This window comes from Sphingomonas sp. PR090111-T3T-6A (assembly GCF_000383095.1).
Taxonomy (GTDB): domain Bacteria; phylum Pseudomonadota; class Alphaproteobacteria; order Sphingomonadales; family Sphingomonadaceae; genus Solisphingomonas.
Window position 1 is genome coordinate 138,992 of record NZ_AORL01000013.1, and the last position, 24,960, is coordinate 163,951.

A 24,960-nucleotide genomic window follows, 5' to 3' on the forward strand; every position below is an offset into this window, starting at 1 on the left:
CGGCATGTTCGCCGCAACGGGAGATAGAATTGCTGTACGACGCCTATGAATTGCAGCGTTCCTGGCTTTCCGGCGCGAGCCTGATGGCGAATCTGAGCGCGGAATGGCTGCAAAATCCTGCTAACCCCCTGTCGCACACCGGTTTCGGCCCGATGATCGCTTCCGGGCTCGACGTCTTCGCGCACGCCTCGCAGCCGCGCGGGAAGCCCGATTTCGGCTTCACGACCACCCTGGTTGACGGGAAAGAGGTAGCGGTCACAGAGGAGATCGTCCTCCGCAAGCCGTTCGGCCAGCTCAAGCGCTTCGTGCGCGCCGGCGTGAAGGGCGGCCCCAAGCTGCTGATCGTGGCGCCGATGTCGGGTCACTTCGCCACGCTGCTGCGCGGCACGGTGGAGCGGATGCTGCCCCGTCACGACGTCTACATCACCGACTGGCGCGACGCGAAGCTCGTCTCGCTCGACGAGGGGCATTTCGACCTCGACGATTATATTGATTATCTTGTTGAATTTCTGGAGTTCATCGGCCCGAACACGCATGTGCTGGCGGTGTGCCAGCCCTCGGTGCCGGCCTATGCCGCCGCCTGCCTGATGAACGCCGACGGCAATCCGGCGGCGCCCGCGACGCTGACGATGATGGGCGGCCCGATCGACACCCGCAAGGCGCCGACCGCGGTGAACACCGTCGCCACCCAGCGCCCGCTTGCCTGGTTCGAGCAGAACGTGATCGCCACCGTGCCCTTCTACTATCCGGGCGCGGGGCGGAAGGTGTATCCGGGCTTCCTCCAGCTCGCCGGCTTCATGGCGATGAACCTCGGCAACCATCTGATGAGCCATTACCGGATGTTCCAGCATCTGGTCGAAGGCGACGACGAGACGGCCGATTCCACCAAGGCCTTCTACGAGGAATATCGCTCGGTCTGCGACATGACTGAGGAGTTCTACATCCAGACGATCGAGGACGTGTTCCAGAAGCACAAGCTGCCCAAGGGCCAGCTCAAGCATCGCGGGCGCACGGTCGATCCGGGCGCGATCACCCACACCGCGCTGCTGGCGATCGAGGGTGAGCGCGACGACATCTCCGGCATCGGCCAGACCAAGGCGGCGCTGACCATCGCCAAGAATCTCCCGGAAACCGAGAAGCGTTACCTGATGGCCAAGAAAGTGGGTCATTACGGCATCTTCAACGGCCGCCGCTGGCGCGAGGAGATCGCGCCGGTGCTCGAGGAGTGGATCGCGGGGCATGAGCGCTGAGACAGGCCGCTTCCGCCTCCTGACCCTCGGCGTCGCGCTCGGCGCGCTGCTGGCGGGGCCAGGCGGCGCGGCCGTCCCTCGCAATCCGGTGGCCTCTCCGCACATGCGGTCGGACGACGGGGCGATCGTCGCCCGCGCGCTCGAGCGTGCGCGGGCGCATGACTGCCATGGCGTGCTGGCGCTGCTCGATCCCATGGTGGCGAAGGAGGAGGGCAAGGGAACGCCCACGCGCTTCTCCGCCCAGCTCCTGCGGCTGCCCTGCCTTGCCGAGGCCGGCCGCCAGCGCGACGTTGCGCCGGCGCTGGCGGAGTTGCGCGCGCAGGCGCCGGACAATCCTCTGGTGCAGGGCTTCCAGGTGTTCGTCGATGCGGATGCCGGCCATTATGCCGAGGCCGCCGATGGTCTCGCCGCCATCGCCGACGCCCGCTCGCGCGCGCTCTCGATGATGCCGGGCGAGCTGTGGCGTGCGCTCGCCCAGAAGCTGACCATGGTGGGCGACTATCAGCGGCGCGACCGTGTTTCGCTGGCCCTCGCGCTCGCGGACTGGGAGCCGAGCGACGAGCCGGCGCTGCCCGAGGCGCTGGCGGCGGACGGGATTGGCACGCTGCTCGACCGCGACGCCGTCGACGATGCGCGCCAGTTGCTCGGCCGCGTCCATCGGCCCAATTATCTCTGGGAGATGGCGATCCAGCGTCGCTATGCCTCGCTGTGGCCCGATGTGGAGACCCGCATGGGGCCGGCCGGCGGTGCCGCCATCGACCGCTTCGCCCGCTCCGCGCTCGACACCTATGCCGGCGCCCCGCAGGACCAGCAGGCGACGCTGGACGCGGCGCGTGCCTTCCTCTTCCTGCGCCGTTACGAGGATGTCGGGGTGACCGCCGGGCCGACGAAGATCGCGCCCGGCATGACCGAGCAGCAGGTCGGCATTGTCCTCACCGACGCCGAGGCGATGGCCGCCGACGGGCATCGCGATCAGGCGCTGGCGCGGCTCCGCCCCTTCGCCGCCGCCGACCTCGCCACCACGCCCGAGGCCGCGAGCGCGCTCATCACGCTGGCCGAGATGCTGCACGAGGACGGCCGCTACGATGAGGAACTGGCGATCGCCCGCACCGGCACGCAGCACAACGCCCATTATTTCTCGGCCTATGGCCTGAACTGGCTGCGCCGCAACGAAGTGTGCGCGCTCGCCGGGCTCCAGCGCTCCGCCGAGGAGAAGGTCGCCGCCGACGCGCTCAAGGCCTCGGCCGCCGACAATCAGGCGGCGGCGGTGGAAGGCCTGCTCTGCGCCGGGCGCGACGAGGAGGCGGCCGCGATCGCCGTCGCCACGCTCGCCACGCACGAGGGCGCCGACCGCCTCGCCGATCAGTTCCAGCCGGAAGGGGCGCTGCTCCCGCATCCGGCTTCGCGGTTGCGCGCCTTGTGGGCGCGGCTGCTCCAGCGGACAGACGTGAAGGCGTCGTTCGATCGCGCGGCGCGCATCCTGCCCAAGACCTACTGGCCTGCCACGGCCCCGCGCGCGCTGCCCGCGCCCACCGGGGTCCAGAGCGCAGCCGCCACGACCTGAAGGAGAAAGACGGCATGGCCGACCATTGCACGCGGCTCGCCGCGCGCATCGAGCGCTGGCCGGTGGCCGGCGCATTCGTGATTGCGCGCGGCGCCAAGACCGAGGTGGACGTGGTCGTCGCCACGCTGGCCGAGGGCGAGTGGCGCGGGCGCGGCGAGGCGACCGCCATCTATTATCATGGCGAAAGCGCCGAGAGTGTGCGGGATCAGATCCTGAGCGTCGTCGACCCGATCTGCCAGGGCGCGACACGGGCGGACCTGCTCTCGCTGTTGCCGCGGGGCGCTGCCCGCAACGCGGTGGACGCGGCTCTGTGGGATCTCGACTCGCGCCGCTGCGGGTTGCCGGTGTGGCGCCTCGCCGGGCTGGAGGAGCCCAGGCCCGTCACCACCGCCTTCACCATCTCGCTCGGCGAGCCCGAGAAGATGGAGGCCGATGCCCGCGCCGCGGCCGGCCGCTATCCGCTGCTCAAGCTCAAGCTGGCTGGCGAGGGCGATATCGAGCGCGTCGCCGCCGTGCGGCGGGGGGCGCCCTCGGCGCGGCTGGTGGTCGACGCCAACGAGGCCTGGACCGGCCGCGACGTGGCGGCCGAGGCGGCGGCGCTCGTCCCCTTCGGCGTCGAGCTGATCGAGCAGCCGGTCAAGGCGGGCGAGGATCATCTGCTCGACAACGTCCTCTCGCCCATTCCCTTGTGCGCCGACGAGTCCTGCCAGGACCGCAGCGATCTCGCGCGCTGCGTCGGCCGCTATCAGGCGGTGAACATCAAGCTCGACAAGGCGGGCGGCCTCACCGAGGCGCTGCTCCTGTCCCGCGAGGCGCGGGCGGCGGGGCTGAAGCTGATGGTCGGCTGCATGTTGTCGACGTCGCTCGGCGTGGCGCCCGCCTTCCTCGCGGCGCAGGGAGCGGAGTGGGTGGACCTCGACGGCCCGCTGCTGCTGGCCCGCGACCGGCCGGACGGCTTCACCTTCGACAAGGGCAAGATGCTGAACGCGGGGGCGGGTTTATGGGGCTGAGGCGATCTCCGATGGACGCCTGAGACGGCTCGGCCTAGCCTGCCTTCGAGCTGTCGGGGAGGAGGTCGGGTGTTTGCGATCCGGGTGCATCTGGCCGTCGCGGTTGCTATCGCATTGACGGGCTTCGGAGTGGGGCAGATCGCGCCGGGCTTGGGCGTCGCCTTCGTGGCGCTGGCTTCGACGTTATGGGTGGCTTATTCCGCGCGGCGTCAACGGAGACTCCGCCGAGGCGGCTGAATGGGGCGGACTTCGGAGGACGGTGGATTTAGGTGGTTAGCAGACATTGTTCTGCGGGCGTCACAGCAGGCCGAGTGTTTGTTCCAGCGGGCCAAGAAGGGCGTGCTCGGCAGCCGCAATCCCAGCATGGAAGTCGGTTCCGGTATCAACGAACGGGATGCCGACGCATGCGCATTCATCGCGCAGCTTGCGGCTCAGCAGCCGGCTCACTTCGAGATATCGGTGAACGTTATCGCTCCCGGTACGATGAAGCCAATCGGTCGGCGGCCCGATATGATGCGCCACGTCCAGCGCCTTCTGCTCGATACTCGCTTCAGGATAGCCAAGGAAGCAGGCCCTCACTGGCTCATCAGTCTCTTGTATGAACCGCGCCACTATTCGGGGCCGAAGGTTCACTCCCTCCACCAGATAATCTCGCCCATCGAAAATGGCATGGTCGAGGATGGGCTCGATGATCGGCCACATCTGGTCTGCGGTCACAAGGTCGTCGGCGGCGGGCAGCACCTCCAGCGAGGGCGCGCCTAGATGAAGGCCCATCTTCAAGGCATCCAACGTGAACCAGGGGATGCCGTGCCGAGAGCGCATGCGCTCCGCCAGCATCGATTTGCCGCTCCGGCTACAACCTCCGACGACGTAGAGCATGACGACATTTAGCCACATAGCTGCACCGTCCGCTATCAGGTGCTCACCTCGCTGCGCGGTATGACCAACTTGGGATGTTAACAGTCCTCGGCAATGTATCGCCGATAGGAAAGCCACCACGCCCGTCCCGTGAGGGCGCCGCCGAAAATGCCCAGGAGAGAAAAGGCGCCCAGTTTCCCGCCGATCAGATAACCGACGATCAGGGGAATAGCGGCCCCTCCCGCAGCGCCTGCGCACATGTAGGCGGGGAGATTTTCCCGGCCGATTGCTCGCAATAGGTAAGTCGTCGCAAGACCTAAGGTGAGCGCGGACGACAACACGGTCCCGAATGAAACTGCCAGAATGCAAAAGAGGATAGTGGTCACAGTTCGGAAGTCCGAAGCGCTCATCGGTTGGCCGATCGTCAAGATCGCGAGAAAAACGATAGGCACGACGGCGGCGGCAAGCGCTCCCGTCACGACAGATTGTGCGAACCCCTTGAGCATCTTCGAGGGATGCCAAGAACCCGGCCAAGGCGCAACGACCGCGGCTGCGATGCGATGGCGGCTGGCATTCGGTCTTCTATGGGGTGCTGCTTCCACCACCCATCACCGCGCCCCATAAGTAGGCGCATGGAAATCCGCCGGCTTGTTCGCGATCCACGCGAGGAAGCGCGCCATCTCCGGCACCGCCCTCAGCGCCTCCAGCGTCCCGTAACGCCGCGCCAGTTCCTTGTTGCTCGCCACCCGGTGGATCGCGCGGTGGCAGATCGGGTGGAGCGGCACCGTCTCGCGGCCGCCCTCGCTTTTCGGCACGACATGGTGCCACTCGATCCGCGCGCCCAGCGGACGATCGCAGAGCGCGCAGCGTTCCGGCGCGGCCGCTCCGATCAAGGTGCCTCCTCGGTGTCGCTTGCGGCGGGCTCCTTCACGCGTGGCGCGGGCGGGCGACGGGGCTCCTCGGGCGCCGCGGGGATGTCCTGCGGCTTGCCGTTGGGATCGGCGAAGGCGATCCCCGCCTCGCGGAAACGCCGGAGGATGGCGAGGTTCACCTCGCTCCGCTTCGCGATCACCTCATTGTAATTGGCGGACATCACGTCGAATTGCAGCTCATACTGCAAGCCTTCCTTGTCCATCGCCATCAACCCGACGCGGACGAGCTGGCAGGCCTCGGTCGCGTCCACCACGTCGCGCATCAGGTCGATCGCGAGGCGGGCGTCGGCATCGCTGGTGCGATAGGCGAGCGCGATCTTCTCGATCATCCGGCGGCGGTTGAGCTGGGCGAGGTTGTAGACCTCCTTGGCCAGCAGGTCGGCGTTGCTCACCACCACCAGCTCGCCCGTCGTGGCGCGGATGTGCGTGGTCTTGAGGCCGATGCGCTCGATCGTGCCGGAGATGTTGTTCCACTTGATCGAGTCGCCCTTGCGGAAGGGCCGGTCGAAGATGATCGACAGCGCCGCGAACAGATCCTTGAAGATGCCCTGCGCCGCGAGACCGATGGCGATGCCGCCGACGCCGAGGCCGGCCACCAGCCCCGTCACGTTGACGCCGAGATTGCCCAGCACCAGCACCAGCGCGATCGAGAAGAGCGTGAAGCTCACCAGGAAGCGGATGATGCCGAGCGCGGAGGCGAGCGAGCCATGATCCTGATCGGTCATCCCCGCGCGATGCTCGACGAAGCCGAGCGCCAGCTCGCGCACCCAGAGCGCCGCCTGGAAGGTGAGGCCGACCGTGAAGAGGAAGGCGATGGTCTTGTCGAGCAGCGGCGGCGCATCGGCATAGCCGTCGACCAGTCGGGCGGCGACGATCACGAGGAACCAGAAGCTCGTCCGCGCCGCGACCCGCCCGATGATGGTGCGCCAGCCGATCAGCGCGTCATGCTCGCGGCACAGGCGCTGGGCGAGCTGCTTCACGCCGAGCAGCACCGCCACGATCAGCGCGGCGGCCGCGACCGCGATCAGGATGCGCAGCGAATTGGCGGCAAGCCACGCCAGCGTCTCGTTGGCAAGCAGCCGTCCTTGCCCGACCAGATCGGCGGGCGGTGTGAACACATGGGTCGGCAGGCTGGTCTGGGTGTTGGCCATGAAACTCCTCTCCACCGTGACCGGGCCAACGCGATCGAAGGGCCTGTCGTTCCGGTGACGGCGAAGCGGGAAGGGTGGGGATCAGCCCGGCTGGACGGGCGCGAGCATCGCCTCGTCGCGCCGGGCGCGGCTCGCCCAGCGGCGGAGGATCGCGCGCTGCGCCGGCCGCTCGACCAGCGTGTAGAGCGCCACCGACGCCACCAGCACCAGCGCGAGATAGGTCGCCGCCTGCGCGGGCGGTACGTTGCCCGCGTCGCGCACAAAAGCGAGCTTGAAGGCGAAGAACAGCAGGAAGTGCGACAGGTAGGTCGCGTAGCTGATCTCGCCGAGGAAGTGGATCGCGCGGCCCGTCAGCAGGTTGCGCGGCCGTTCCGCCCCGATCGCGAGCGCGAGGAGGAGGCTGGCGAAGGCGAAGGGCACCGCCAGCGTCTCCGCCACGCCTGCCCACCAGCCGAGGAGTGCGGTGGCGCCGGCGATCCAGCAGCTTGCCTCGACCAGCGCATCCCGCCGCCAGCGCCGCCACAGCGCGGAGAGCACCGCCCCGCAGGAGAACTCCGTGAGGCAGCGCACCGGCCCGAAGCGGCTGATGTCGAAACCCAGCGTCACCGCCCCGGCATGGGCGAGCAACAGGTGCAGCGCCAGCAGCGGCAGCATGGCGGCGACCATCAGCACCGCCGTCGGCTGGCGCCGCGCGGGGAGCAGCAGCGCGGCCAGCGGGGTGAGCAGATAGGCGGCCCACTCGCAACTGATCGACCAGGCGGGGTCGTTCCACATCAGCGCGTCGGTGAAGCCCCAGTCCTGCATCATCGCGAGGTGGATCGGCAGCACCGCGAACGGGAAGCGCGGCGCGGGCCTGCCGGTCGCGAGCAACAGCACCGCCATCGCGGCGGCGAAGGCCAGCATGACAGCATGGAGCGGCCACACCCGCGCGATCCGGCGGACGAGGAAATCCACGCCCGCGCCGCGCTTGCCCAGCCGCTCGCCATAGTTGAGCCAGATCACGAAGCCCGAGAGCAGGAAGAAGAAATCCACCGCCAGATAGCCCTTGGCGAGCACGGCGACGACGCCCGGCTCCAGCCAGCCCCGGCAGGCGAGGCGGAGATGGTAGAGCACCACCGCCCAGGCGAAGAGCCCGCGCACCGAGGTGAGCGGGTTGAGTTCAGGCCGCCTCATGCCGCCACTGCCGCCGCGCCCGGCATGGGTTGCGGCCGGTTCTTCGGCCGGGTGCGGCGGACATAGGAATCGAGCCCGATCTCGGCGGCGAGCAGCATGTAGATGAAGGGCTGGAAGGCGATCGCGATGAACAGCGCGCCGACCAGATAGATGACGTGCCCGTGCTGGAGCGCGGTGGCGAGCGGCGCGATCCATGCCTCATTCGGGTCGGTCGCCTTGCGGAAGCGGCGGCGCAGCATCTCCATGCGCAGCAGCCCCGCGATCTGGAGCATCGCCCACAGGCCGAGGCCGAAGAAGCCTTGCTCGCCCAGCATTTCGAAATAGGCCGAGTGATAGGCACGCGCCTTGTCATACTCGACCGCGTTGGGCGCGCCCGCGCCGCCCACGCCCGGCCCCTTCAGCCGGATCGTGAGATGGTTCTGGAGATAGGCGTTGAAACCGCCGCCGCCCGGATGATCCTGCACATAGCTCCACGTCCACGCCCAAACGGCGAGGCGGGTGGAGGCGGATTCGTCGGCCTGATAGCCCTGGATGGTCTGCATCCGCTGGGTGTAGCTCGCCGGCAGCAGCGGGATCGCGACGACGACGGCCAGCGCCATCCCCGCCATGTAGAGCATCCGCTTCTGGGAATCGCGCAGGATCATGATCGCGACGAGGCCGATGCAGATGAGCCCGGTGCGCGTCGAGGTGCCGATCGGGATCAGCAGGCAGGCGAAGACCAAAGCGGCGGTGAACAGCTTCACCCGCCAGTCCGCCGGGAAGATCGTGCCATATTTGGCGAGGAACAGGATGGTGGGGATGATGGCGATGGCCACCGTCGAGATGGTCGAGCCCTCATAGAGGCCCGAATTGTCGTCGAGGCCGAGGTTCAGCACGCCATAGCCGCCGCCCGAGAAGATCGTCTTGATCCCGCCGACGATGATGATTGAGGCGGCCGACAGCACCATGAACAGCAGCAGCGCCTCGATGCGCAGCCGCGTCCGCAGCGTGAAGGGCAGGAAGATCGCGAAGATCAGCGCCTTCCACACCCAGTCCCACTTGCCGAGCGCGGCGGCCGGGAAGTCGGCGGTCAGGGTGGTGTAGGCGCACCATGCCAGCAGCACGATCAGGATGATCTGGCGGACGGAGACGCGCGTGTCCTTCTTGTCGTCCATCACCAGCCAGCCGCCGACCGCCAGCACGAAGAAGATCAGCGACACCGGCACCGCGTTCAGCAGATAATAGGAAAGCCGCTGCGGCGAGACGATGTCGACATAGGCATAGCCCAGCACGAACAGGAAAGGCCGCCGGAAGCCCAGCGCGATCAGCCCGGCGAGGAAGGCGACGAAGAAGAGATCATGCATCGGGCCGGCGCCCCCAGGCGGCGCGGGGCGTCTCGACGGCGTCGTCCCGGTCGAGATCGGCGCGGCGCACCAGCCGCCACGCGGCGAGCGCCATCAGCACATGCGTCAGCCCGAGCGAGAAGAGATCGATCATCGCGTCACCGTCCCCTTCCGCCTCTGTCGCGCAACCATGTCGCTGTCCATGATCGGCTCCATCCGCCTTGCTTTGGGACAGTCGGAGGGCCGGAGAGGCAAACAGGCTAATGCCCGGCGGTTGACGCTGCGTTAAGCGTCCGGTGCCAAGGAGGGGATACCCCCGGGCTGCGGGAGACTCCCGGTTGCGGGACAAGGGGCATCCGATGCGTATCCTCCACATTCTCGATCACTCCTTGCCGCTGCACAGCGGCTACACCTTCCGCACCCGCGCCATCCTGAAGTCGTGCGAGGCGCTGGGGCTGGAGGTGGCGGGCGTCACCGGCGCGCGCCATGTCGCCGAGGCGGCGATCGAGGAGGGGACGTGGGAGACGCATGACGGCCTCCGCTTCTATCGCGGCGGCGGCATCACGCCGGGCCGCCCGGTGGTCACCGAAATCCGCGAGGTCCGCGCCTTCGCTGACGCCATCGAGCAGGCGGCGGAGGAGTATAAGCCCGACGTCCTCCACGCCCATTCCCCCGTGCTGACCGCGCTGGCGGCGCGGCGCGCGGCGAAGCGGCTGAAGCTGCCCCTGCTCTACGAGATCCGCGCCTTCTGGGAGGATGCGGCGGTGGGCAACGGCACCGGCCGCGAGGGCTCGGCCCGCTACCGCGCCACCCGCGCGCTGGAGACATGGGCGGTGAACCGTGCCGACGCGGTGGCGGTGATCTGCGAGGGCCTGCGCGGCGACCTGATCGCGCGCGGCGTTCCGGCCGGGAAGATCCTCGTCTCGCCCAACGGCGTGGACCTCGGCCTGTTCGGCGATCCGCCCCCGCCGGACGCGACCCTGCGCGCCCGGTTCGGGCTCGACGGCGCGGAAGTGGTGGGCTTCATCGGCTCCTTCTACGATTATGAGGGCATCGACGACCTGATCGCCGCCATGCCGGCGCTGGTATCGGCCCGCCCGCAGGCGCATCTGCTGCTCGTCGGCGGCGGCCCGCGTGCCGAGGCGCTGAAGGCGCAGGCGGCGGCGTCTCCCGTGGCCGAGCGCATCCATTTCGTCGGCCGCGTGCCGCATCACGAGGTCGAGCGCTATTACAGCCTCGTCGATATCCTCTGCTATCCGCGCAAGAAGATGCGGCTGACCGATCTCGTCACGCCGCTGAAGCCGCTGGAGGCCATGGCCCAGCGCCGCCTCGTCGCGGCATCCGACATCGGCGGCCATCGCGAGCTGATCCGCGACGGCGAGACGGGCACGCTCTTCGCCCCCGACGATCCCGCCGCGATTGCCTCTGCGCTGGCCGATCTGTTCGCCGACCGCGCGCAGTGGGAGGCGCGCAAGGATGCCGGGCGCCGTTTCGTTGAAATCGAGCGGGACTGGGCGCAGAATGCGCGGCGTTATCTTCCCGTTTACCAAAGATTGACAGAGATAAAGAGGCCGTCCCATGTCATGGTGGCGGCGGGACTTTAGGGGGCTGCACGGGTTCATGGCGAAGAAGATTCTCCGCGCGATCGACCGCTGGCGCTTCGAGGCGCCGTTGGCCGCCCTGCTGGGCGTGGCCGCCGGCTTTGCGGTCGCTGCCATGCCGGCCTCGGTTTTCGCGCAGATGCCCGTCGTCGGCGCCTATGGCCTGATGGGGCAGGGCGTGATCGCGGCCCTTGCCGCCGTGCTGGCGGGCGTCGTCGGCTATGCGCTGATGCGCGCGCCCGCCAAGCCGGGCATCGATGCCGCCACCCTCGCCGAGGCCCGGCAGGAGGAGACGCCCGAAGAGCGCCTGCACCGCGTCCGCCGCGCCGATCGCCATCCCGACGCCCCGCCGCGCGCGCCGATCCGCGCCAGTCGCGATCTGGGCGAGCCGCTGATGGAAGTCGGCCTCTTCTTCCAAGAGCCGACCGGGCAGACCGAGACGGACATGATCCTCGACGGCGAGTTCGTCGAGCTGACGGCCGAACTGCCGGCGCCGCACCCGGCCGAGCCGGATGCCGGCGAGATGGAGACGCTCGACGCGGTCGAGGACATGGCCGAGGCGGCGCCGGTCGAGGAGATCGCGCCCGTCGAGGAGGAGCGGGAGGAGGTAGTGCCCGTTATGGCCGCCGCTCCGGTGCCGCCCGTCGCGCCGGCCCCGATCCTGCGCGCCGTCGCGCCGCGCGAGCGCCAGAGCCTCGATGCGATGATCGACCGTCTCTCCGCCGGCCTCGATCGCCGTGCTGCGCTCCGCGGGATGGACGGCCCCGTCGGCGAGGCCCCGCGCGACATGCGCCCGGCGCTGCGCGAGGCGCTGGAGGAACTCAACCGGCTCGCCAGCCGGGCCTGACCGGCTCGGCCTCGGGTTCCTCGATCGTCAGCGCCTCGATCCCGAGCACCGCAGTCCCATCCTCGGTTCGCGCGATCGCCTGAAGATCGGCGACGAAGCCGCCGCGCATCGCCAGCTCGCATTCCTCCAGCCCGGCCGCCAGCCGTTCCGCGCGGGGTGCGCCATCTGCTCCCTCCAGCGCCAGCGCTAGCCGGTGCCGCGCGCCGACGAACAGCGCGCTCGCCCAGTCCCGGCTTTCGGCCGAGAGCATCCGGCACGGCCCGACATGCGGCGCCAAAGCCCTGAGCAACGCCGCCTGGGACTGATCCGTGGTCATTGCGCGTGCCCCTCATGGCGATCGAGCCAGGCATGGACGCGCGCCTCGGTGGAGGAGCGCACCTCGCGGCCGTTGCGCAGGTCCGCCACGAATCGCGGATCGCCCACCACCTCGCGCCCGAAGCGCGTCGGCGGGGTGCCCGTGCGCCGCAGATGGCGCTGGATTCGCGTGAGGAGATGCATGGAAACCGGCCTCCTGTGGGACTCGATGAGCGACTGAATGGACATGATTTGTTCTTCTTTTCCTACTTGTCTAGGATTTTTCCTATCGTTATCCTGAGCGCATGGACGGAGACGATCCCCGTGCCGTGCTGGAGCGGCTGATCCACGAACGGGGGGAGGATTGCGCCTCGCTCTCGCGGCTGATCGGGCGCAATCCGTCCTATGTGCAGCAGTTCATCAAGCGCGGTTCGCCGCGTCGTCTGGCGGAGGAGGACCGGCGGAGGCTGGCCCGCTATTTCGGCGTGCCCGAGACATGGCTGGGCGCGAGCGTGGCGGCGCCCAGGCCGGCCGTGACGCTGGTGACGGTTCCCGTGTTCGACACGGCAGCCTCGGCGGGTCCGGGCGCGGTGGGGGAGGACCGGCTGTCGGCGGCGGGCATCGGCTTCTCGGAGGCGTGGCTCCGGCAACTGCGGCCGCGCGGCGGGCGCGACGGGCTATCGCTGATCCGGGTGACGGGCGAGTCCATGCTCCCCACCCTGAACGACGGCGACGAGATCCTCGTCGACGAGCGCGATGCGGGCGAGCGGCTGCGCGACGGGGTCTATGTGCTGCGCGTCGACGGGGCGCTGATGGTCAAGCGGCTGATGCGCGACGGGGACGGCTTCGCGGTGAGGAGCGACAATCCCGAGGCCGGCCCGGTGGACCTTGCCGGCGAGGTGGAGGTGATCGGCCGCGTGCTGTGGACGGGGCGGCGGCTCTAGCGCCGGTTGCGGTCCGCGAGCCACAAGGCGAGCGCGGCGGCGATGCCCACGCCCGTGCCGACGAGGACGCCGATGGTCGGCTGCCCCTTGATGGAGCCGATCAGCGCGCCGGCGAGGATGAAGAACGCAAGGAGGATGCCGCCAGCCTGCGGCGCGGGACGATCTGCCATGCGCCCGTCCTGCCACGAACCGGAGGGACGCGCCAGCGGCGGCCATGGTGGTGCCGGCGTTTACCGTCTCCCTAGGCCGCCGGTTAACGGGCGCATGCGCAGAGCGGGCGCTTCCGGCCCGGCCGGAATCGCATGAGCGGAGATCGCGTGCAGGACCGAAAATTCTTCGTGGCGGACCGGGAAGCCTATGACGGCGCGGCGGCGCTGCTCGATACCTTCGGCGAGGGCGCGCTGGCCGAGGCCGCCGCGCGGGCCGAGCGTTGCCGGGGTCTCGGCAACCATATCCATTACACGCGCTGGTGCCGGGTGGGGCGCGCCATCCTGCAACTGGGCGATCCCGATCCGGGCGGCGCCGTGCATTGAGCGTTGCCGCCGGGCGACGGTTCGGCCCGGATCGGCGCCCTCGGGGCCGGAAATCGTATAAGTGGCGGACAAGAGCGGTTTGCCTCCGTCGCAAACCGCTCTAGGGTCCGCCGCATGTCGCCCGCCGCCTCGCGGCGCCGCGCCCGGAGCGCCTGCGCCGCGATTGTTCTTGTCGCTTGTCCCGTCGCGGCCCACGGGCAGGACGCGCCGACGACGGCTGGCGCGCCTCAGGCGCTGCCGGACAATACGCTCGATCCCCATTCCCCGATGGCGGCGATGCCCGATCTCGGCGTCGACTGGCCGGATCTCGCCAAGCCGGACGCGCCGCTCGGCATGTTGCCCCCGGACGAGACCTCGCCCGGCGCGCCGACGCTGTTCCTGCCGCCGCCGACGCTGCCTGACGCGGCGGCCAAGCCAGCCTCCAAGCCGGCGACCTCCAAGACCACCGAGACGACCGGTGACCGCCGCTACGTGCTCAGCATTGAAGGGCTGGGGGATGTCGCGGCCGAGGGGCTGGTCGAGCGCTTCGACGCGCTTTCCTCGCTGCATCAGGGCGAGGGGGCGGTCGCCAACGTCGCCCAGATCGACCGCCGTGCCCGCGAGGATGCCGATCTGCTGCGCGAGCTGCTGCGCGCCTATGGCTATTACGACGCCGAGGTGGATGCCCGCGTCGGCGGCACCGCCGGGCCGACGCTCTCCGGCCAGCCTCGTCTCGCGGTCACGCTCTCGGTGACGGCGGGGCCGTCCTATCGCTTCCGGAGCGTCGCCCTGCCCGGCCTCGCGGCGGCGGGGCGGGACGAGGTGGCGCTCGCCCATGCCTTCGGGGTGAAGACGGGCGATCCGGTCAACGCGGACAAGGTGACGGGCGGCATCGAGGCGCTCAAGCTGGCGCTCGGCCAGCATGGCTATGCCTTCGCGACGGTCGCCGAGCCGGACATCACCGTCGATCACGACACCCACGAGGCGACGCTGTCCCTCGCGGTCGAGCCGGGCAAGGTGATGCGCTTCGGCGCCTATCGTCTTTCAGGCAAGCGTGTGTTCGGGATGCGCCACCTCATGCGCATTTCCCGCATGAAGCCGGGCGACCGCTACGACGCCACCCGCCTCGACGACCTGCGCCGCGCATTGATCCAGACCGGCCTCGTCTCGGTCGTGCAGCTCACCCCGGTGCGCACTGCCGACCCGGAGGTGGTGGACGTCGACGCCCGCCTCGAACCGGCCCCGCCGCGGACCATCGCCGGCACGCTCGGCTATGGCACCGGCGAAGGCGCGAGCATCGAGATCAGCTGGCAGCATCGCAACCTGCTGCCGCCGGAGGGCGCCGTCACCTTCCGCGGCCTGCTCGGCACGCAGGAGCAGCTGCTCTCCGCCCAGCTCCGCCGCGGCAATTTCCGCGATCGCGATCAGGTGCTGACGGGTCAGGTCGCCATCGACCATCAGAACCGTCCGGCCTATGACGCCAAGACGCTGACGCTGGCGGCGGGGATGGAGCGGCAGACCAACATCATCTGGCAGAAGAAATGGACCTGGTCCTATGGCGGCGAACTGATCGGATCGGACGAGCGCGACGTGATCGCCGCCACCGGACAGCCGCGCCGGCGCACCTATTTCATCACCGCCGCCCCCTTGAGCCTTGCCTATGATGGCACCGACGACCTGCTGAACCCCTCGACCGGCTGGCGGCTTTCCGCCCATGTCTCGCCGGAAGTGTCGTTGCAGGGTTCGCCCTTCACCTATGTGCGCATCCAGCTCGACGGATCGGCCTATCAGCCGGTGGGCGACCATCTGGTGTTCGCCGGCCGCCTGCGCTTCGGCTCGATCCAGGGGGCGAGCGCCGACCGCATCGCCCCGACGCGGCGTTTCTATTCGGGCGGCGGCGGATCGGTGCGCGGCTTCGGCTATCAGAAGATCGGCCCGCGCGACATCGACAACGATCCCGTCGGCGGCGCCAGCCTCGCCGAGTTCGGGCTGGAGGCGCGCATCCGCTTCGGCAATTTCGGTCTCGTGCCCTTCTTCGACGGGGGCAATCTCTACGAGCAGTCGCTGCCGCGCTTCACCGGCTTCCGCTACGGCACGGGCCTCGGCTTCCGCTATTACACCAGCTTCGGGCCGGTGCGCGTCGATGTCGGCACGCCGATCAACCCGCTGCCCGGCGACAGCCGCGTGGCGGTCTATGTCTCGCTGGGGCAGGCCTTCTGATGACGGAGGAGGTCGCCATCCCCGAGGCCGCTCCCAAGGCCGCCGAGGCGATGAAGCCGCGCCGCCGGCTGCACTGGTCGCTGCGCGGGCTGGGGGCGATCGTCGGGTTGCTGCTGCTGATCCTCGCGGGCGTGGGCTTCGGCGTGGACACCGACGCCGGCCACCGCTTCATCGTCGACCGTGTCGCGGAGCTTCGCCCGTCGAGCGGCCTGCGCATCCATATCGGCCGGATCGAGGGATCGATCTGGCGCCATGCCCGCATCCGCGACCTGCGCCTGTACGACCCCAAGGGCCTGTTCCTCGAGGCGCCCACCATCGATCTCGACTGGCGTCCCGGCCGCTGGGTTGCGCACCGGCTGCATGTCGATCGGCTGCATTCCGATCTGGTGATCGTCCACCGCCTGCCGAAGCTCCGGCCCGGACCTCCGGGGCAGCCGATCATCCCCGGCTATCGCATTCATCTGGGCGATCTCGACCTCCGTCTCAGGCTGGAGCCCGGCGTCGCGGGGAAGGAACGGCGGCTGGTCCGCATCGTCGGTAAGGCGGACACTGGGCGCGGCCGCGCGGTGATCGGCGTGCGCGCGCTGTCGAGCGCGGGGGACCGGTTGGTCCTGGCGCTCGACACCGAGCCCGACCGCAACCTGTTCGACGTCGATGCACGGCTGACCGCGCCGGCAGACGGCGTCGTGCCCGGCCTGTTCGGCGCGCGGCGTCCGGTGACGCTGGTGGTCGGCGGCGAGGGGCGCTGGACGGGCTGGCAGGGCCAGGCCCGCCTCGACATTTCGGGCCAGCGCATCGTCGATCTCGCGCTGCGGCAGGCGAAGGGGCATTATGCGCTCTCCGGCCGGATCACGCCGGGGTCGATCACCCACGGCAAGCTCCAGCGGCTGACCAGCCCCTCCATCCTCGTGGCGGGCGGCGCGCGCTATAAGGACCGGCGGCTGGAGGGGACGATCCGGCTCGCCTCGCCGGCGCTGAATCTTGTGTCCAGGGGCACGATCGATCTCGCCCATGGCAGCTTCGACCCGCTGAAGACCGACCTCATGCTGCTGCGCCCGCCCGCGCTCTTCCCCAACATGACCGGGCGCGAGATCCGCCTCCATGTCGAGCTGAAGGGCGCCTTCCGCACCGCTGCCTATCGCTACGAGGCGCGTTCGCCGCACTTCGCCTTCGACAACACCGGCTTCGAGGATTCCCATGCCGAGGGCGCGGGCAAGCTCGGCGGCGGGGCCCTGACGCTGCCGATCCGCTTCACCGCGCGACGCGTGACGGGCATCGGCGACGTGGCGGGCGGCATCCTTGCCAACATGTCGGTGCAGGGCGTGCTCAAGGTCACGACCAAGGCGCTGACCGGCGAGGGGCTGGCGCTCCGTTCGGACAAGCTCAACGGCAAGCTCGCCCTGTTCGTCGATCTCGATACCGGGCGCTATGCGGTCGATCTGTCGGGCGGGCTGCAACGCTATCTGATCCCCGGCCTCGGCATCGTCGACGTGCTGACCGAGCTGAAGGCGCTCCCCGGCGAGGGCGGCCACGGCACCATCGTGTCGGGGCGCGGGCGGGCGTGGGTGCGCCGCTTCGACAATAATTTCCTGCGGACGCTGGCGGGCGGCCTGCCCGAGCTGGACACCCAGCTCACCCGCACGCCGGACGGGGTGATCCACTTCTCCGGCCTCAGGCTCACCGCGCCCGCCGTCACCATCACCGGCAACGGGCAGCGCCTGCGCGACGGCACCTTCCAGATGACGGGGCAGGGGACACAGGCGGCCTACGGCCCCTTCAAGCTCGCGCTCGACGGGCAGATCGACCATCCCAAGATCAACCTGCTGCTCGATCATCCGGTAGATTCGCTGGGGCTCTCCGCCGTGAAGCTCGACCTCGACCCGATCGAGGGCGGCTTCACCATGAAGGCCTCGGGCGGATCGACGCTGGGGCCGTTCACCGGCAATGGCGCGATCCTGACGCCGCCCGGCGCGCCGACGGTGATCCGTGTCGATGCGCTCGACGTGACGGGCACCCATGCGACGGGCCAGCTCCGTTCCGATCCGGGCGGCTTCACGGGGCAGCTCGCCGTTGCGGGCGGCGGCCTCGCCGGCATGGTGGACTTCGCGCCCGCGCAGATGCTCCAGCGCATCGGCGTCCACCTCAAGGCGGAGAATGCGAGCCTCGCGGGCGACATCGGCGCGACCGTGCGGCGCGGGCAGGTGGATGCGGACCTGCTGCTCGATCCCGCCGGCACGCATGTCGACGCGACCGTGGCGGCGCAGGGCCTGCGGCGGAGCGCGCTGTCCCTCGCACGGCTCACGGCGCATGTCCTGATGGCGGGCGGCAAGGGTGACGTGCACGCCACCATCGCCGGCTCGCGCGGCCGCGCCTTCGCCTTCCAGACCGACACCGCCATCACGCCCGACAGCTATACGGTGCGCGGGCAGGGGCAGGTCGACGGCCGCCCGGTCAGCCTCGTCACGCCCGCCGTGCTGCACCACCAGCAGGGCATCTGGGTGCTGAACCCGACCAGCCTTACCTTCGCGGGCGGCCATGCCACCGTCGCCGGACGCTTCGGCGCGGCGACCACCGCCTTCGAGGCGAGTCTCGATGCCATGCCGCTGGCGGTGCTCGACATGTTCAAGCCGGGCCTCGGCCTCAGCGGCGAGGCGACGGGGCGGCTGAGCTATGCGCTCCCCGCCGCGGGTGCGTTGCCGACCGGCAAGGCGGACCTGCGCATCCGGGGGCTGAGCCGCGCGGGGCTCGTGCTGTCGTCCAAACCGGTCGATGTCGGGCTAGCGGCGGTGCTGACCGGCACCGGGGCAGGGATGCGGGCGGTGGCGGTGAGCGGCGGCCAGGTGATCGGGCGCGCGCAGGCCCGGCTCGCCCCGATCGGCGCGGGGGCTTCGCTCGGCGACCGGCTGCTGGCCGCGCCGCTCTTCGCCCAGCTTCGCTACAACGGGCCGGTGGACACGCTCTGGCGCCTGTCCGGCATCGAGACGATCGACCTCTCCGGCCCGGTCGCGATCGGCGCGGACATCAACGGCACGCTCCATGATCCCGTGATCCGCGGTTCGCTCGACACGCAGGCCGCGCGGATCGAGAGCGCCACCACCGGTACCGTCATCGAGGGGATCAAGGCGCATGGCCGCTTCGACGGCTCGCGCCTGCTGATCGACCAGTTCGCCGGCTCGACCAAGGACAATGGCCATCTGACCGGCCACGCCAATTTCGACTTCGCCGGCGCCCATGGCCTTGGCATGGACATCGCGCTCAACGCCCAGCACGCCGTGCTCCTCGCCCGCGACGATATCGGCGCGACGGTGACGGGGCCGCTCACCATCAAGTCGGACGGGCATGGCGGCACCATCGCGGGCAATGTGAAGCTCGATCGGTCGAGCTACCGCTTCGGTCGCGCGGCGGCGGCGACGGTGCCGCACCTTGCCGTCCACGAGCTGAACCGCTCGGTGGAGGAGGACGAGGAGGAGCCCCGCGCACCCTGGGCGCTCGACCTCACCACCGACGCACGCAACCAGCTCTTCGTGCGCGGCCTTGGGCTCGACAGCGAATGGCGCGCCAGACTGGCGATCAAGGGCACGGTCGACAATCCGGCGATCACCGGCCGCGCCGACCTCGTGCGCGGCAATTACGAGTTCGCTGGCCGACGCTTCGATCTCGATCGCGGCATCATCCGCTTCACCGGCACCCAGCCGGTCGATCCCGCGCTCGACATCGTGGCGAACGCCAGCATCCAGGGGGTAAGCGCCTCGATCCACGTTTCCGGCACGGGGACGAAGCCCGACATCGCCTTCACCAGCGTGCCCGCGCTGCCCGAGGATGAGCTGCTCTCGCGCCTGCTGTTCGGCACCTCGATCGCGAACCTGTCGGCACCAGAGGCGCTCCAGCTCGCGAGCGCCGTGGGGGCGCTGCGCAACGGCGGCGGCAAGGGCAGCCTCGATCCGATCAACGCCATCCGCCGCGTGGCCGGCCTCGACCGGCTGCGCATCGAGCCGGCGGACGTCACCACCGGCCAGAAGACCTCGATCGCGGCAGGCAAATATATCGGCAAGCGCACCTATGTGGAGCTAGTGACCGACGGCCAGGGCTATTCCGCCACCCGCGTCGAGTTCCAGGTGACGCGCTGGCTGTCTCTGCTCTCGACGATCTCGACGATCGGCCGACAGAGCGCGAACGTCCGCATCTCCAAGGACTATTGAGGCGAAGGATTCACCGGACAGGTTTGCCGGCGAAGCAAAATATCAGATGAACGGCGAAGCCATCACCGGTTCATCTGCTGTCCGCGAAAAGGGACATCCAACGTCAAGGAGGACCCAGTCATGCAGATTCTAAAGCTCAGCGCCCTTTCGCTCGCCGCCATCGCGATGACCGCCGTGGCCGTCTCGCCGGCCGCCGCTCGGCCCTATGGGCACCGTCCGCACAAGGTCTGCAAGATCGAGCGCCATCACGGCCATCGCGTGCAGGTCTGCCACATCGTCCGCTGAGCGGGGGTGCCTCCCGCCTGATCGGGGGAACCATATGGGTGCCGGCGAGTGTCGTCTCGCCGGCCCAAAAGGAAAACGCCCGAAGGTTTCCCTCCGAGCGTTTTTTTGATCCGATCCGGTGAAGGATCAGCCCGAATAATACATGTCGTACTCGACCGGCGACGGCGTCATTTCCCAGCGCGCGACGTCGGCCCACTTGATCTCGGCATAGGCGTCGATCTGGTCCTTCGAGAACACGCCGCCCTTGAGCAGGAAGTCGTGGTCGGCGGCCAGCGCGTCGAGCGCCTCGCGGAGCGACGCGCAGACGGTCGGAACCTGCGACAGCTCTTCCGGCGGAAGGTCGTAGAGATTCTTGTCCATCGCCTCGCCCGGATGGATCTTGTTCTCGATGCCGTCGAGGCCGGCCATCAGCAGCGCCGCATAGCAGAGATACGGATTGGCGAGCGCGTCCGGGAAGCGGAACTCGACGCGCTTGGCCTTGGCGCCCGTGCCGTAGGGGATGCGGCACGAGGCCGAGCGGTTGCGCGACGAATAGGCCAGCAGCACCGGCGCTTCGTAACCCGGCACCAGACGCTTGTAGCTGTTGGTCGACGGGTTGGTGAAGGCGTTGAGCGCCTTGGCGTGCTTGATGACGCCGCCGATGAAATAGAGGCACATGTCCGACAGGCCGGCATAGCCGTCGCCGGCGAAGAGCGGCTTGCCGCCGTCCCAGATCGACATGTGGGTGTGCATGCCCGAGCCGTTATCCTCCTTGATCGGCTTGGGCATGAAGGTCGCGGTCTTGCCGTAGGCATGGGCGACCTGATGAACCACATACTTGTAGATCTGCATGCGATCGGCGGTGGTGACGAGCGTGCCGAAGGTCAGGCCCAGCTCATGCTGCGCGGCCGCCACCTCATGGTGGTGCTTGTCGCAGGGAAGGCCCATTTCGAGCATGGTCGAGACCATCTCGCCGCGGATATCGACGGCGCTGTCGACCGGCGCGACCGGGAAATAGCCGCCCTTGGCGCGCGGACGGTGAGCGAGGTTGCCGCCCTCATATTCGCGGCTGGTGTTGCCCGGCAGCTCGATGTCGTCGATCTTGTAGTAGCTCGCCGAATAGCTGTTCTCGAACCGCACGTCGTCGAACATGAAGAATTCGGCTTCCGGCCCGACATAGACGGTGTCGCCGATGCCGGTCGACTTGAGGAAGGCCTCGGCGCGCTTGGCGGTCGAGCGCGGGTCGCGGGCGTAAAGCTCGCCGGTCGAGGGCTCGACGATATCGCAGACGAGGATCAGCATCGGCGTCGCCGAGAAGGGATCGATCCACACCGCGTCCAGATCCGGCTTCAGGATCATGTCCGACTCGTTGATGGCCTTCCAGCCCTCGATCGAGGAGCCGTCGAACATGAAGCCGTCGGTCAGCTCATCCTCGCCGACGACGCCGGCCACCATCGACAGGTGCTGCCACTTGCCCTTGGGATCGGTGAAACGGAGGTCGACCCACTCGATCTCCTTTTCCTTGATGAGGTTGAGAACGTCTGAGGCGGTGTTCGCCATGGGGGGATGCCCTTTTCCGCTGAGAGAGGATGATAAGGTACGGGGAGAGTTCAGCCTTAGATCGCGTCCGAGCCGCGTTCGCCGGTGCGGATGCGAACGGCGGTGTCGACCGGGATGACGAAGATCTTGCCGTCGCCGATGCGGCCCGTCTGCGCGGCGTTGGCGATCGCCTCCACCACGCGCTCGGCCAGCGCATCGTCCACCACCACCTCGAGCTTCACCTTGGGCAGGAAATCGACGACATATTCGGCGCCGCGATACAGCTCGGTATGGCCCTTCTGCCGGCCGAAACCCTTGGCTTCGGTGACCGTGATGCCGGACACGCCCACCTCGTGGAGCGCCTCCTTCACCTCGTCCAGCTTGAACGGTTTGATGATGGCTTCGATCTTCTTCATCAGTCGCGCCCCTCCAGAACGCAGCGTCCTCGCGTTTTCAATAAGCGTGCCAGACGAGGGACCGCAAGCGGGCCGGGGCTCGCGCGTGCAGCAAAGCCGGGGGTCTGCCCAACGCATGTGCAAAAATCTGTTCGGCTGCCCGTTATTTGGGCAGAACTTTGCCGTCACATCGCCGTAATCTTCCGGCAATGGAGACGCCATGAGCGAATCCGCACCCCACGCCATCCTGCTCTGCGCTGGCCTCGGCTCGCGGCTGCTGCCGCTGACGGCCGACCGTCCGAAGTGCCTGATCGAGGTGGGCGGCAAGACCATCCTGGAACATCAGGTGGAGGCGCTGCGCGAGGCGGGGGTGAGCGGCATCACCATCGTCGGCGGTTATCGATTCGATCGGCTCCAGGCCTTCGTCGAGGAGCGCTGGGCGGAGGACGAACGGCCGGAACTGGTGCTCAATCCCTTTTACGCCATCTCCAGCTCGATCGGCAGCGTGTGGGCCGCGCGGCACCGGCTGTCGGCGCCCTTCTGCCTGCTGAACGGCGATACCGTCTATGATCCGGCGCTGGTGAAGGATGGCCTGTCGCGCCTGAAGCCCGGCCTCAATCTGTTCGTCGAACCGGTGGCGGTGCCCGAAATCGACGACATGCTCGTCCGCCTCGACGGCGACCGCATCGTCGCGGTGGGCAAGACGCTGCCGGAGGCCCTTGCGCGCCATCGCTCGCTGGGCTTCATTGTCGGCAACGCGCCCGACGGCGCGGGCTATGGCGAGGCGCTCGACAAGGTGATCCGCGAAGTGGAAGGCGTGCAGAATTTCCACCACGCCATCGTCGACCGGCTGGCGCACGAGGGCGAGGTGCACGCGGTGCCCTTCTCCGGTGGCGTCTGGACCGAGATCGACCGGCCCGAGGACATCGCCCGTTGGCGCGGTGAGGTAGCCGAGGCGCCGAAGAAGCGCGCGAAGATCCGGGCGATCGGCGGCGGCCGTCGCGGATGAGGGCACGACGGGGGCGCGTCGCGTTCCTCTTCCTGGGCGAGACGCTGCTGATCCCGCACCTCTACCCGATCGCGGAGGCGCTCGCGGAGATGGCGCCGGGGCTTCCCATCGATATCTGGGTGTCCACCTCGGTCCATGAGGGGCTGATCGCCGGGTGGCTGGCGGAGGCCGGGCTGGGCGAGCCGCAAATCCGGTTGCGACGCGCGCCGGGCTTCCGCAGCCCCCCCACCTGACCAAGGGCGAGAACCCGCCGCTTCCTCCCAAGCTGCCGACGCTGGCGCGGCTGCTGCCGTATCTGCTGGGCTGCTCGGTGGTGGTCTGCGCCGAGCAGACGAGCCTGTGGATTCCGACGGCGTTTCCCTTCCTGCGCCAGCGCTTCATCATCACCGCGCACGGCGCCGGATCGATCAACGACCGCATCGACCGCCGCCGCAGCCATGCCTGGCTCCATCTCCTGCCGAGCCAGTTGGAGGCGGACGAGATGGTGAAGGGCGGCCGGGTCGGATCGCGCGTCGCGGTCACCGGCTATGTGAAGGCGTCCTTCCGCGGACGGACCGACCGGAGCGCGCTGTTCGCCACGGATCGCCCGATCATCCTCTACACGCCGCACTGGCAGCAATATCGCTCCTCGTGGTGGGCGTGGGGGCGCGAGATCGTCGGGATGCTGGCCGCGCAGGACCGGTACAACGTCATCATCGCGCCGCATCAGCGGCTGGTGGAGAAGGACCCGGCGATCCGTGAGGTGCTGGCCTCGGTCGCGCATCTGCCGCACGTTCACACCGATCTCGACAGCTTCGCGATGGTGGACGGCAGCTACACCGCCGCCGCCGATATCTATCTGGGCGACACGTCGAGCCAGGTGGTCGAATATCTGATGCGCCCGCGCCCGTGCGTCTTCCTCAACGCGCAGGGGATCGACTGGCGCGCGACCGACGATCATGGCTTCTGGGAATGCGGCGAGGTGATCGCCTCGCTCGCCGACGTCCCCGCCGCGATCGACCGGGCGGCCGAAGCCCATCCGCGTTTCGTCCAGACCCAGCACGACTTCGCCGAACAGGCGCTGGGAGATGTCGGGCACGAGGCGCCGCGGCGCGCCGCGCGCAGGGTCATGGAGGCGGCGGGCCTGTGAGGGCCGACTGGCTCAATCCCCCGAGCCTGAAGGACGCCACCCGCGCCCAGCGCGAGATCGCCGAAGCCTGCGAGACCGGGGACCGCATCGGCGACGTCCGCCTGCTGGCCGGCACCGATACCTCGGCGAAATGGCGTGACCAGCGCGGGCCTATCCACGCCGCGATCGCGCCCGTCCGCTGGCCGTCGCGCGAGGTGCTGCCCGCCTCGACCGTGACGCAGATTCCGCCCTTTCCCTATGTGCCGGGCTATCTCGGTTTCCGGGAGGCGCCGGCTTTGGTCGCAGCGTGGGAGAGGATGGCGGAGAAGCCGGACCTGCTCTTCGTCGACGGCCATGGCCGCGCGCATCCGCGCCGCTGCGGCATCGCGACGCATCTCGGCGTGCTGCTGGATGTGCCGACGGTGGGTGTGGCGAAGTCGATCCTGTGCGGGCGCGTGGAAGGCGAGCTGGGTGAGGTGCCGGGCTCCATGGCGCCGCTGGTCGATCGGGGAGAGGTGGTGGCGATGGCTGTCCGCACGCGGGCGCGCTCGTTGCCGGTCTATGTCGGCACCGGGCACCGCGTGTCGATCGAGACGGCGGTGCGCTGGGTGCTAGATCTCTCCGAAGGGCGCCGTCTGCCGCTCACCACGCGGCTCGCCCACGATGCCGCCAACGCCGCGCGCCGCGCCTTCCAGTCCTCCCCGCGCGAAGCGGGGGGAGGGGGACCGCCCGCGTAAGCGGGTGGTGGAGGGGCAGGGCCCGCGCGAA

General features: G+C 69.1%; 26 protein-coding genes. 14 read left to right on the forward strand and 12 right to left on the reverse strand.

The window, feature by feature from the left end; genetic code table 11:
• Positions 1-29 precede the first annotated feature (29 nt).
• Genes ST3T6A_RS0106815 through dgcA form a run of 3 tightly spaced genes read left to right on the forward strand, consistent with a single transcriptional unit; the run spans position 30 to position 3,824 of the window.
• Positions 30-1,250, forward strand: a complete 1,221-nt coding sequence (locus tag ST3T6A_RS0106815; RefSeq protein ID WP_019832162.1) for a polyhydroxyalkanoate depolymerase — start codon at positions 30-32, stop codon at positions 1,248-1,250.
• Positions 1,240-2,814 carry a hypothetical protein gene (locus ST3T6A_RS19525; RefSeq protein ID WP_019832163.1) on the forward strand — a complete coding sequence of 525 codons (1,575 nt, stop codon included), beginning with the start codon at positions 1,240-1,242 and terminating at the stop codon, positions 2,812-2,814. Before ST3T6A_RS0106815 ends, ST3T6A_RS19525 begins: the two co-directional genes overlap by 11 nt.
• Before the next feature lie 14 nt (positions 2,815-2,828).
• Positions 2,829-3,824, forward strand: coding sequence for an N-acetyl-D-Glu racemase DgcA (gene dgcA / locus ST3T6A_RS0106825; protein ID WP_019832164.1), 996 nt, complete (start codon positions 2,829-2,831; stop codon positions 3,822-3,824).
• A gap of 297 nt (positions 3,825-4,121) precedes the next feature.
• Here dgcA and ST3T6A_RS20785 read toward each other — a convergent pair whose 3' ends face one another.
• The 7 genes from ST3T6A_RS20785 to ST3T6A_RS21780 all read right to left on the reverse strand — a co-directional run bounded on the left by ST3T6A_RS20785 (position 4,122) and on the right by ST3T6A_RS21780 (position 9,414).
• Positions 4,122-4,703, reverse strand: a complete 582-nt coding sequence (locus tag ST3T6A_RS20785) for a hypothetical protein (protein WP_157602532.1) — start codon at positions 4,701-4,703, stop codon at positions 4,122-4,124.
• 77 nt (positions 4,704-4,780) lie between these two features.
• The gene (locus ST3T6A_RS0106840; RefSeq protein ID WP_019832167.1) at positions 4,781-5,188 is read right to left on the reverse strand and encodes a hypothetical protein; all 408 of its coding nucleotides are present in this window, start codon (positions 5,186-5,188) and stop codon (positions 4,781-4,783) included.
• A gap of 102 nt (positions 5,189-5,290) precedes the next feature.
• A complete protein-coding gene (locus ST3T6A_RS0106845; protein WP_019832168.1) occupies positions 5,291-5,575 on the reverse strand; it encodes an HNH endonuclease in 285 nt (94 codons plus the stop codon).
• Entirely contained in the window at positions 5,572-6,765 is a 1,194-nt protein-coding gene (locus ST3T6A_RS19535) for a mechanosensitive ion channel family protein (RefSeq protein ID WP_019832169.1), read from the reverse strand. Before ST3T6A_RS19535 ends, ST3T6A_RS0106845 begins: the two co-directional genes overlap by 4 nt.
• A gap of 81 nt (positions 6,766-6,846) precedes the next feature.
• On the reverse strand, positions 6,847-7,938 hold the full coding sequence (locus tag ST3T6A_RS0106855) for an acyltransferase family protein (protein ID WP_019832170.1): 1,092 nt from the start codon (positions 7,936-7,938) through the stop codon (positions 6,847-6,849).
• Positions 7,935-9,281 carry a putative O-glycosylation ligase, exosortase A system-associated gene (locus ST3T6A_RS0106860; protein ID WP_019832171.1) on the reverse strand — a complete coding sequence of 449 codons (1,347 nt, stop codon included), beginning with the start codon at positions 9,279-9,281 and terminating at the stop codon, positions 7,935-7,937. The genes ST3T6A_RS0106855 and ST3T6A_RS0106860 overlap by 4 nt, the downstream gene beginning before the upstream one ends.
• A complete protein-coding gene (locus ST3T6A_RS21780) occupies positions 9,274-9,414 on the reverse strand; it encodes a hypothetical protein (protein WP_019832172.1) in 141 nt (46 codons plus the stop codon). The genes ST3T6A_RS0106860 and ST3T6A_RS21780 overlap by 8 nt, the downstream gene beginning before the upstream one ends.
• Positions 9,415-9,619: 205 nt before the next feature.
• Here ST3T6A_RS21780 and ST3T6A_RS0106870 point away from each other — a divergent pair, with 205 nt between their 5' ends.
• A complete protein-coding gene (locus ST3T6A_RS0106870; RefSeq protein ID WP_037537966.1) occupies positions 9,620-10,864 on the forward strand; it encodes a TIGR04063 family PEP-CTERM/XrtA system glycosyltransferase in 1,245 nt (414 codons plus the stop codon).
• A 16-nt stretch (positions 10,865-10,880) separates the two neighbouring features.
• Positions 10,881-11,708 (forward strand): hypothetical protein, encoded by an 828-nt coding sequence (locus ST3T6A_RS0106875; RefSeq protein ID WP_019832174.1) that lies wholly within the window; start codon positions 10,881-10,883, stop codon positions 11,706-11,708.
• On the opposite strand, the gene ST3T6A_RS19540 is transcribed toward ST3T6A_RS0106875, so the two are convergent.
• Positions 11,683-12,024 carry a hypothetical protein gene (locus ST3T6A_RS19540; RefSeq protein WP_235785748.1) on the reverse strand — a complete coding sequence of 114 codons (342 nt, stop codon included), beginning with the start codon at positions 12,022-12,024 and terminating at the stop codon, positions 11,683-11,685. The two genes, ST3T6A_RS0106875 and ST3T6A_RS19540, sit on opposite strands and share 26 nt — an antisense overlap.
• Positions 12,021-12,206: a hypothetical protein gene (locus ST3T6A_RS0106885; RefSeq protein ID WP_019832176.1), complete on the reverse strand. Its 186-nt coding sequence runs from the start codon at positions 12,204-12,206 to the stop codon at positions 12,021-12,023. Before ST3T6A_RS0106885 ends, ST3T6A_RS19540 begins: the two co-directional genes overlap by 4 nt.
• Before the next feature lie 101 nt (positions 12,207-12,307).
• Between ST3T6A_RS0106885 and ST3T6A_RS0106890 the strand changes: the two genes are divergently transcribed.
• Positions 12,308-12,946 (forward strand): S24 family peptidase, encoded by a 639-nt coding sequence (locus tag ST3T6A_RS0106890; RefSeq protein WP_019832177.1) that lies wholly within the window; start codon positions 12,308-12,310, stop codon positions 12,944-12,946.
• Here the strand turns inward: ST3T6A_RS0106890 and ST3T6A_RS21785 are convergent.
• Positions 12,943-13,116 carry a hypothetical protein gene (locus ST3T6A_RS21785; RefSeq protein ID WP_019832178.1) on the reverse strand — a complete coding sequence of 58 codons (174 nt, stop codon included), beginning with the start codon at positions 13,114-13,116 and terminating at the stop codon, positions 12,943-12,945. The genes ST3T6A_RS0106890 and ST3T6A_RS21785 overlap by 4 nt on opposite strands.
• A 132-nt stretch (positions 13,117-13,248) precedes the next feature.
• On the opposite strand from ST3T6A_RS21785, the gene ST3T6A_RS0106900 reads away from it, so the two are divergent.
• From ST3T6A_RS0106900 to ST3T6A_RS21790, 4 genes are all read left to right on the forward strand, one after another.
• Positions 13,249-13,479, forward strand: a complete 231-nt coding sequence (locus tag ST3T6A_RS0106900; RefSeq protein ID WP_019832179.1) for a hypothetical protein — start codon at positions 13,249-13,251, stop codon at positions 13,477-13,479.
• A 114-nt stretch (positions 13,480-13,593) separates the two neighbouring features.
• Positions 13,594-15,678 (forward strand): autotransporter assembly complex protein TamA, encoded by a 2,085-nt coding sequence (locus ST3T6A_RS0106905; protein WP_019832180.1) that lies wholly within the window; start codon positions 13,594-13,596, stop codon positions 15,676-15,678.
• Positions 15,678-19,877: a translocation/assembly module TamB domain-containing protein gene (locus ST3T6A_RS0106910; protein ID WP_019832181.1), complete on the forward strand. Its 4,200-nt coding sequence runs from the start codon at positions 15,678-15,680 to the stop codon at positions 19,875-19,877. Before ST3T6A_RS0106905 ends, ST3T6A_RS0106910 begins: the two co-directional genes overlap by 1 nt.
• 120 nt (positions 19,878-19,997) lie before the next feature.
• On the forward strand, positions 19,998-20,162 hold the full coding sequence (locus tag ST3T6A_RS21790) for a hypothetical protein (protein WP_019832182.1): 165 nt from the start codon (positions 19,998-20,000) through the stop codon (positions 20,160-20,162).
• Between the two features lie 126 nt (positions 20,163-20,288).
• On the opposite strand, the gene glnA is transcribed toward ST3T6A_RS21790, so the two are convergent.
• Complete coding sequence (gene glnA / locus ST3T6A_RS0106920; RefSeq protein WP_019832183.1) at positions 20,289-21,701, reverse strand: type I glutamate--ammonia ligase; 1,413 nt, start codon at positions 21,699-21,701, stop codon at positions 20,289-20,291.
• Positions 21,702-21,757: 56 nt separating this feature from the next.
• Positions 21,758-22,096 (reverse strand): P-II family nitrogen regulator, encoded by a 339-nt coding sequence (locus ST3T6A_RS0106925; protein ID WP_019832184.1) that lies wholly within the window; start codon positions 22,094-22,096, stop codon positions 21,758-21,760.
• Positions 22,097-22,295: 199 nt separating this feature from the next.
• Between ST3T6A_RS0106925 and ST3T6A_RS19545 the strand changes: the two genes are divergently transcribed.
• From ST3T6A_RS19545 to ST3T6A_RS19555, 4 genes are read left to right on the forward strand one after another with little or no spacing between them, the layout of a single operon-like run.
• Positions 22,296-23,084, forward strand: coding sequence for a phosphocholine cytidylyltransferase family protein (locus ST3T6A_RS19545; RefSeq protein WP_019832185.1), 789 nt, complete (start codon positions 22,296-22,298; stop codon positions 23,082-23,084).
• Positions 23,081-23,317, forward strand: a complete 237-nt coding sequence (locus ST3T6A_RS0106935) for a hypothetical protein (RefSeq protein WP_019832186.1) — start codon at positions 23,081-23,083, stop codon at positions 23,315-23,317. Before ST3T6A_RS19545 ends, ST3T6A_RS0106935 begins: the two co-directional genes overlap by 4 nt.
• Entirely contained in the window at positions 23,239-24,213 is a 975-nt protein-coding gene (locus ST3T6A_RS19550) for a hypothetical protein (protein WP_157602535.1), read from the forward strand. Before ST3T6A_RS0106935 ends, ST3T6A_RS19550 begins: the two co-directional genes overlap by 79 nt.
• Complete coding sequence (locus ST3T6A_RS19555) at positions 24,210-24,929, forward strand: endonuclease V (RefSeq protein WP_019832188.1); 720 nt, start codon at positions 24,210-24,212, stop codon at positions 24,927-24,929. The genes ST3T6A_RS19550 and ST3T6A_RS19555 overlap by 4 nt, the downstream gene beginning before the upstream one ends.
• The last annotated feature ends 31 nt before the right edge of the window (positions 24,930-24,960 follow it).

Coding starts and splice junctions, on each gene's coding strand:
- ST3T6A_RS0106925 (WP_019832184.1), bottom strand. CDS start 22,096: ATGAAGAAGATCGAAGCCATCATCAAACCGTTCAAGCTGGACGAGGTG.
- ST3T6A_RS19525 (WP_019832163.1), top strand. CDS start 1,240: ATGAGCGCTGAGACAGGCCGCTTCCGCCTCCTGACCCTCGGCGTCGCG.
- ST3T6A_RS19545 (WP_019832185.1), top strand. CDS start 22,296: ATGAGCGAATCCGCACCCCACGCCATCCTGCTCTGCGCTGGCCTCGGC.
- ST3T6A_RS21785 (WP_019832178.1), bottom strand. CDS start 13,116: ATGGCAGATCGTCCCGCGCCGCAGGCTGGCGGCATCCTCCTTGCGTTC.
- ST3T6A_RS0106840 (WP_019832167.1), bottom strand. CDS start 5,188: ATGCTCAAGGGGTTCGCACAATCTGTCGTGACGGGAGCGCTTGCCGCC.
- ST3T6A_RS0106910 (WP_019832181.1), top strand. CDS start 15,678: ATGACGGAGGAGGTCGCCATCCCCGAGGCCGCTCCCAAGGCCGCCGAG.
- ST3T6A_RS19540 (WP_235785748.1), bottom strand. CDS start 12,024: ATGACCACGGATCAGTCCCAGGCGGCGTTGCTCAGGGCTTTGGCGCCG.
- ST3T6A_RS0106935 (WP_019832186.1), top strand. CDS start 23,081: ATGAGGGCACGACGGGGGCGCGTCGCGTTCCTCTTCCTGGGCGAGACG.
- ST3T6A_RS0106890 (WP_019832177.1), top strand. CDS start 12,308: ATGGACGGAGACGATCCCCGTGCCGTGCTGGAGCGGCTGATCCACGAA.
- ST3T6A_RS21780 (WP_019832172.1), bottom strand. CDS start 9,414: ATGATCGATCTCTTCTCGCTCGGGCTGACGCATGTGCTGATGGCGCTC.
- ST3T6A_RS0106900 (WP_019832179.1), top strand. CDS start 13,249: ATGAGCGGAGATCGCGTGCAGGACCGAAAATTCTTCGTGGCGGACCGG.
- ST3T6A_RS0106855 (WP_019832170.1), bottom strand. CDS start 7,938: ATGAGGCGGCCTGAACTCAACCCGCTCACCTCGGTGCGCGGGCTCTTC.
- ST3T6A_RS20785 (WP_157602532.1), bottom strand. CDS start 4,703: ATGCTCTACGTCGTCGGAGGTTGTAGCCGGAGCGGCAAATCGATGCTG.
- glnA (WP_019832183.1), bottom strand. CDS start 21,701: ATGGCGAACACCGCCTCAGACGTTCTCAACCTCATCAAGGAAAAGGAG.
- ST3T6A_RS0106885 (WP_019832176.1), bottom strand. CDS start 12,206: ATGCATCTCCTCACGCGAATCCAGCGCCATCTGCGGCGCACGGGCACC.
- ST3T6A_RS0106875 (WP_019832174.1), top strand. CDS start 10,881: ATGGCGAAGAAGATTCTCCGCGCGATCGACCGCTGGCGCTTCGAGGCG.
- dgcA (WP_019832164.1), top strand. CDS start 2,829: ATGGCCGACCATTGCACGCGGCTCGCCGCGCGCATCGAGCGCTGGCCG.
- ST3T6A_RS0106870 (WP_037537966.1), top strand. CDS start 9,620: ATGCGTATCCTCCACATTCTCGATCACTCCTTGCCGCTGCACAGCGGC.
- ST3T6A_RS19535 (WP_019832169.1), bottom strand. CDS start 6,765: ATGGCCAACACCCAGACCAGCCTGCCGACCCATGTGTTCACACCGCCC.
- ST3T6A_RS0106905 (WP_019832180.1), top strand. CDS start 13,594: ATGTCGCCCGCCGCCTCGCGGCGCCGCGCCCGGAGCGCCTGCGCCGCG.
- ST3T6A_RS0106860 (WP_019832171.1), bottom strand. CDS start 9,281: ATGCATGATCTCTTCTTCGTCGCCTTCCTCGCCGGGCTGATCGCGCTG.
- ST3T6A_RS21790 (WP_019832182.1), top strand. CDS start 19,998: ATGCAGATTCTAAAGCTCAGCGCCCTTTCGCTCGCCGCCATCGCGATG.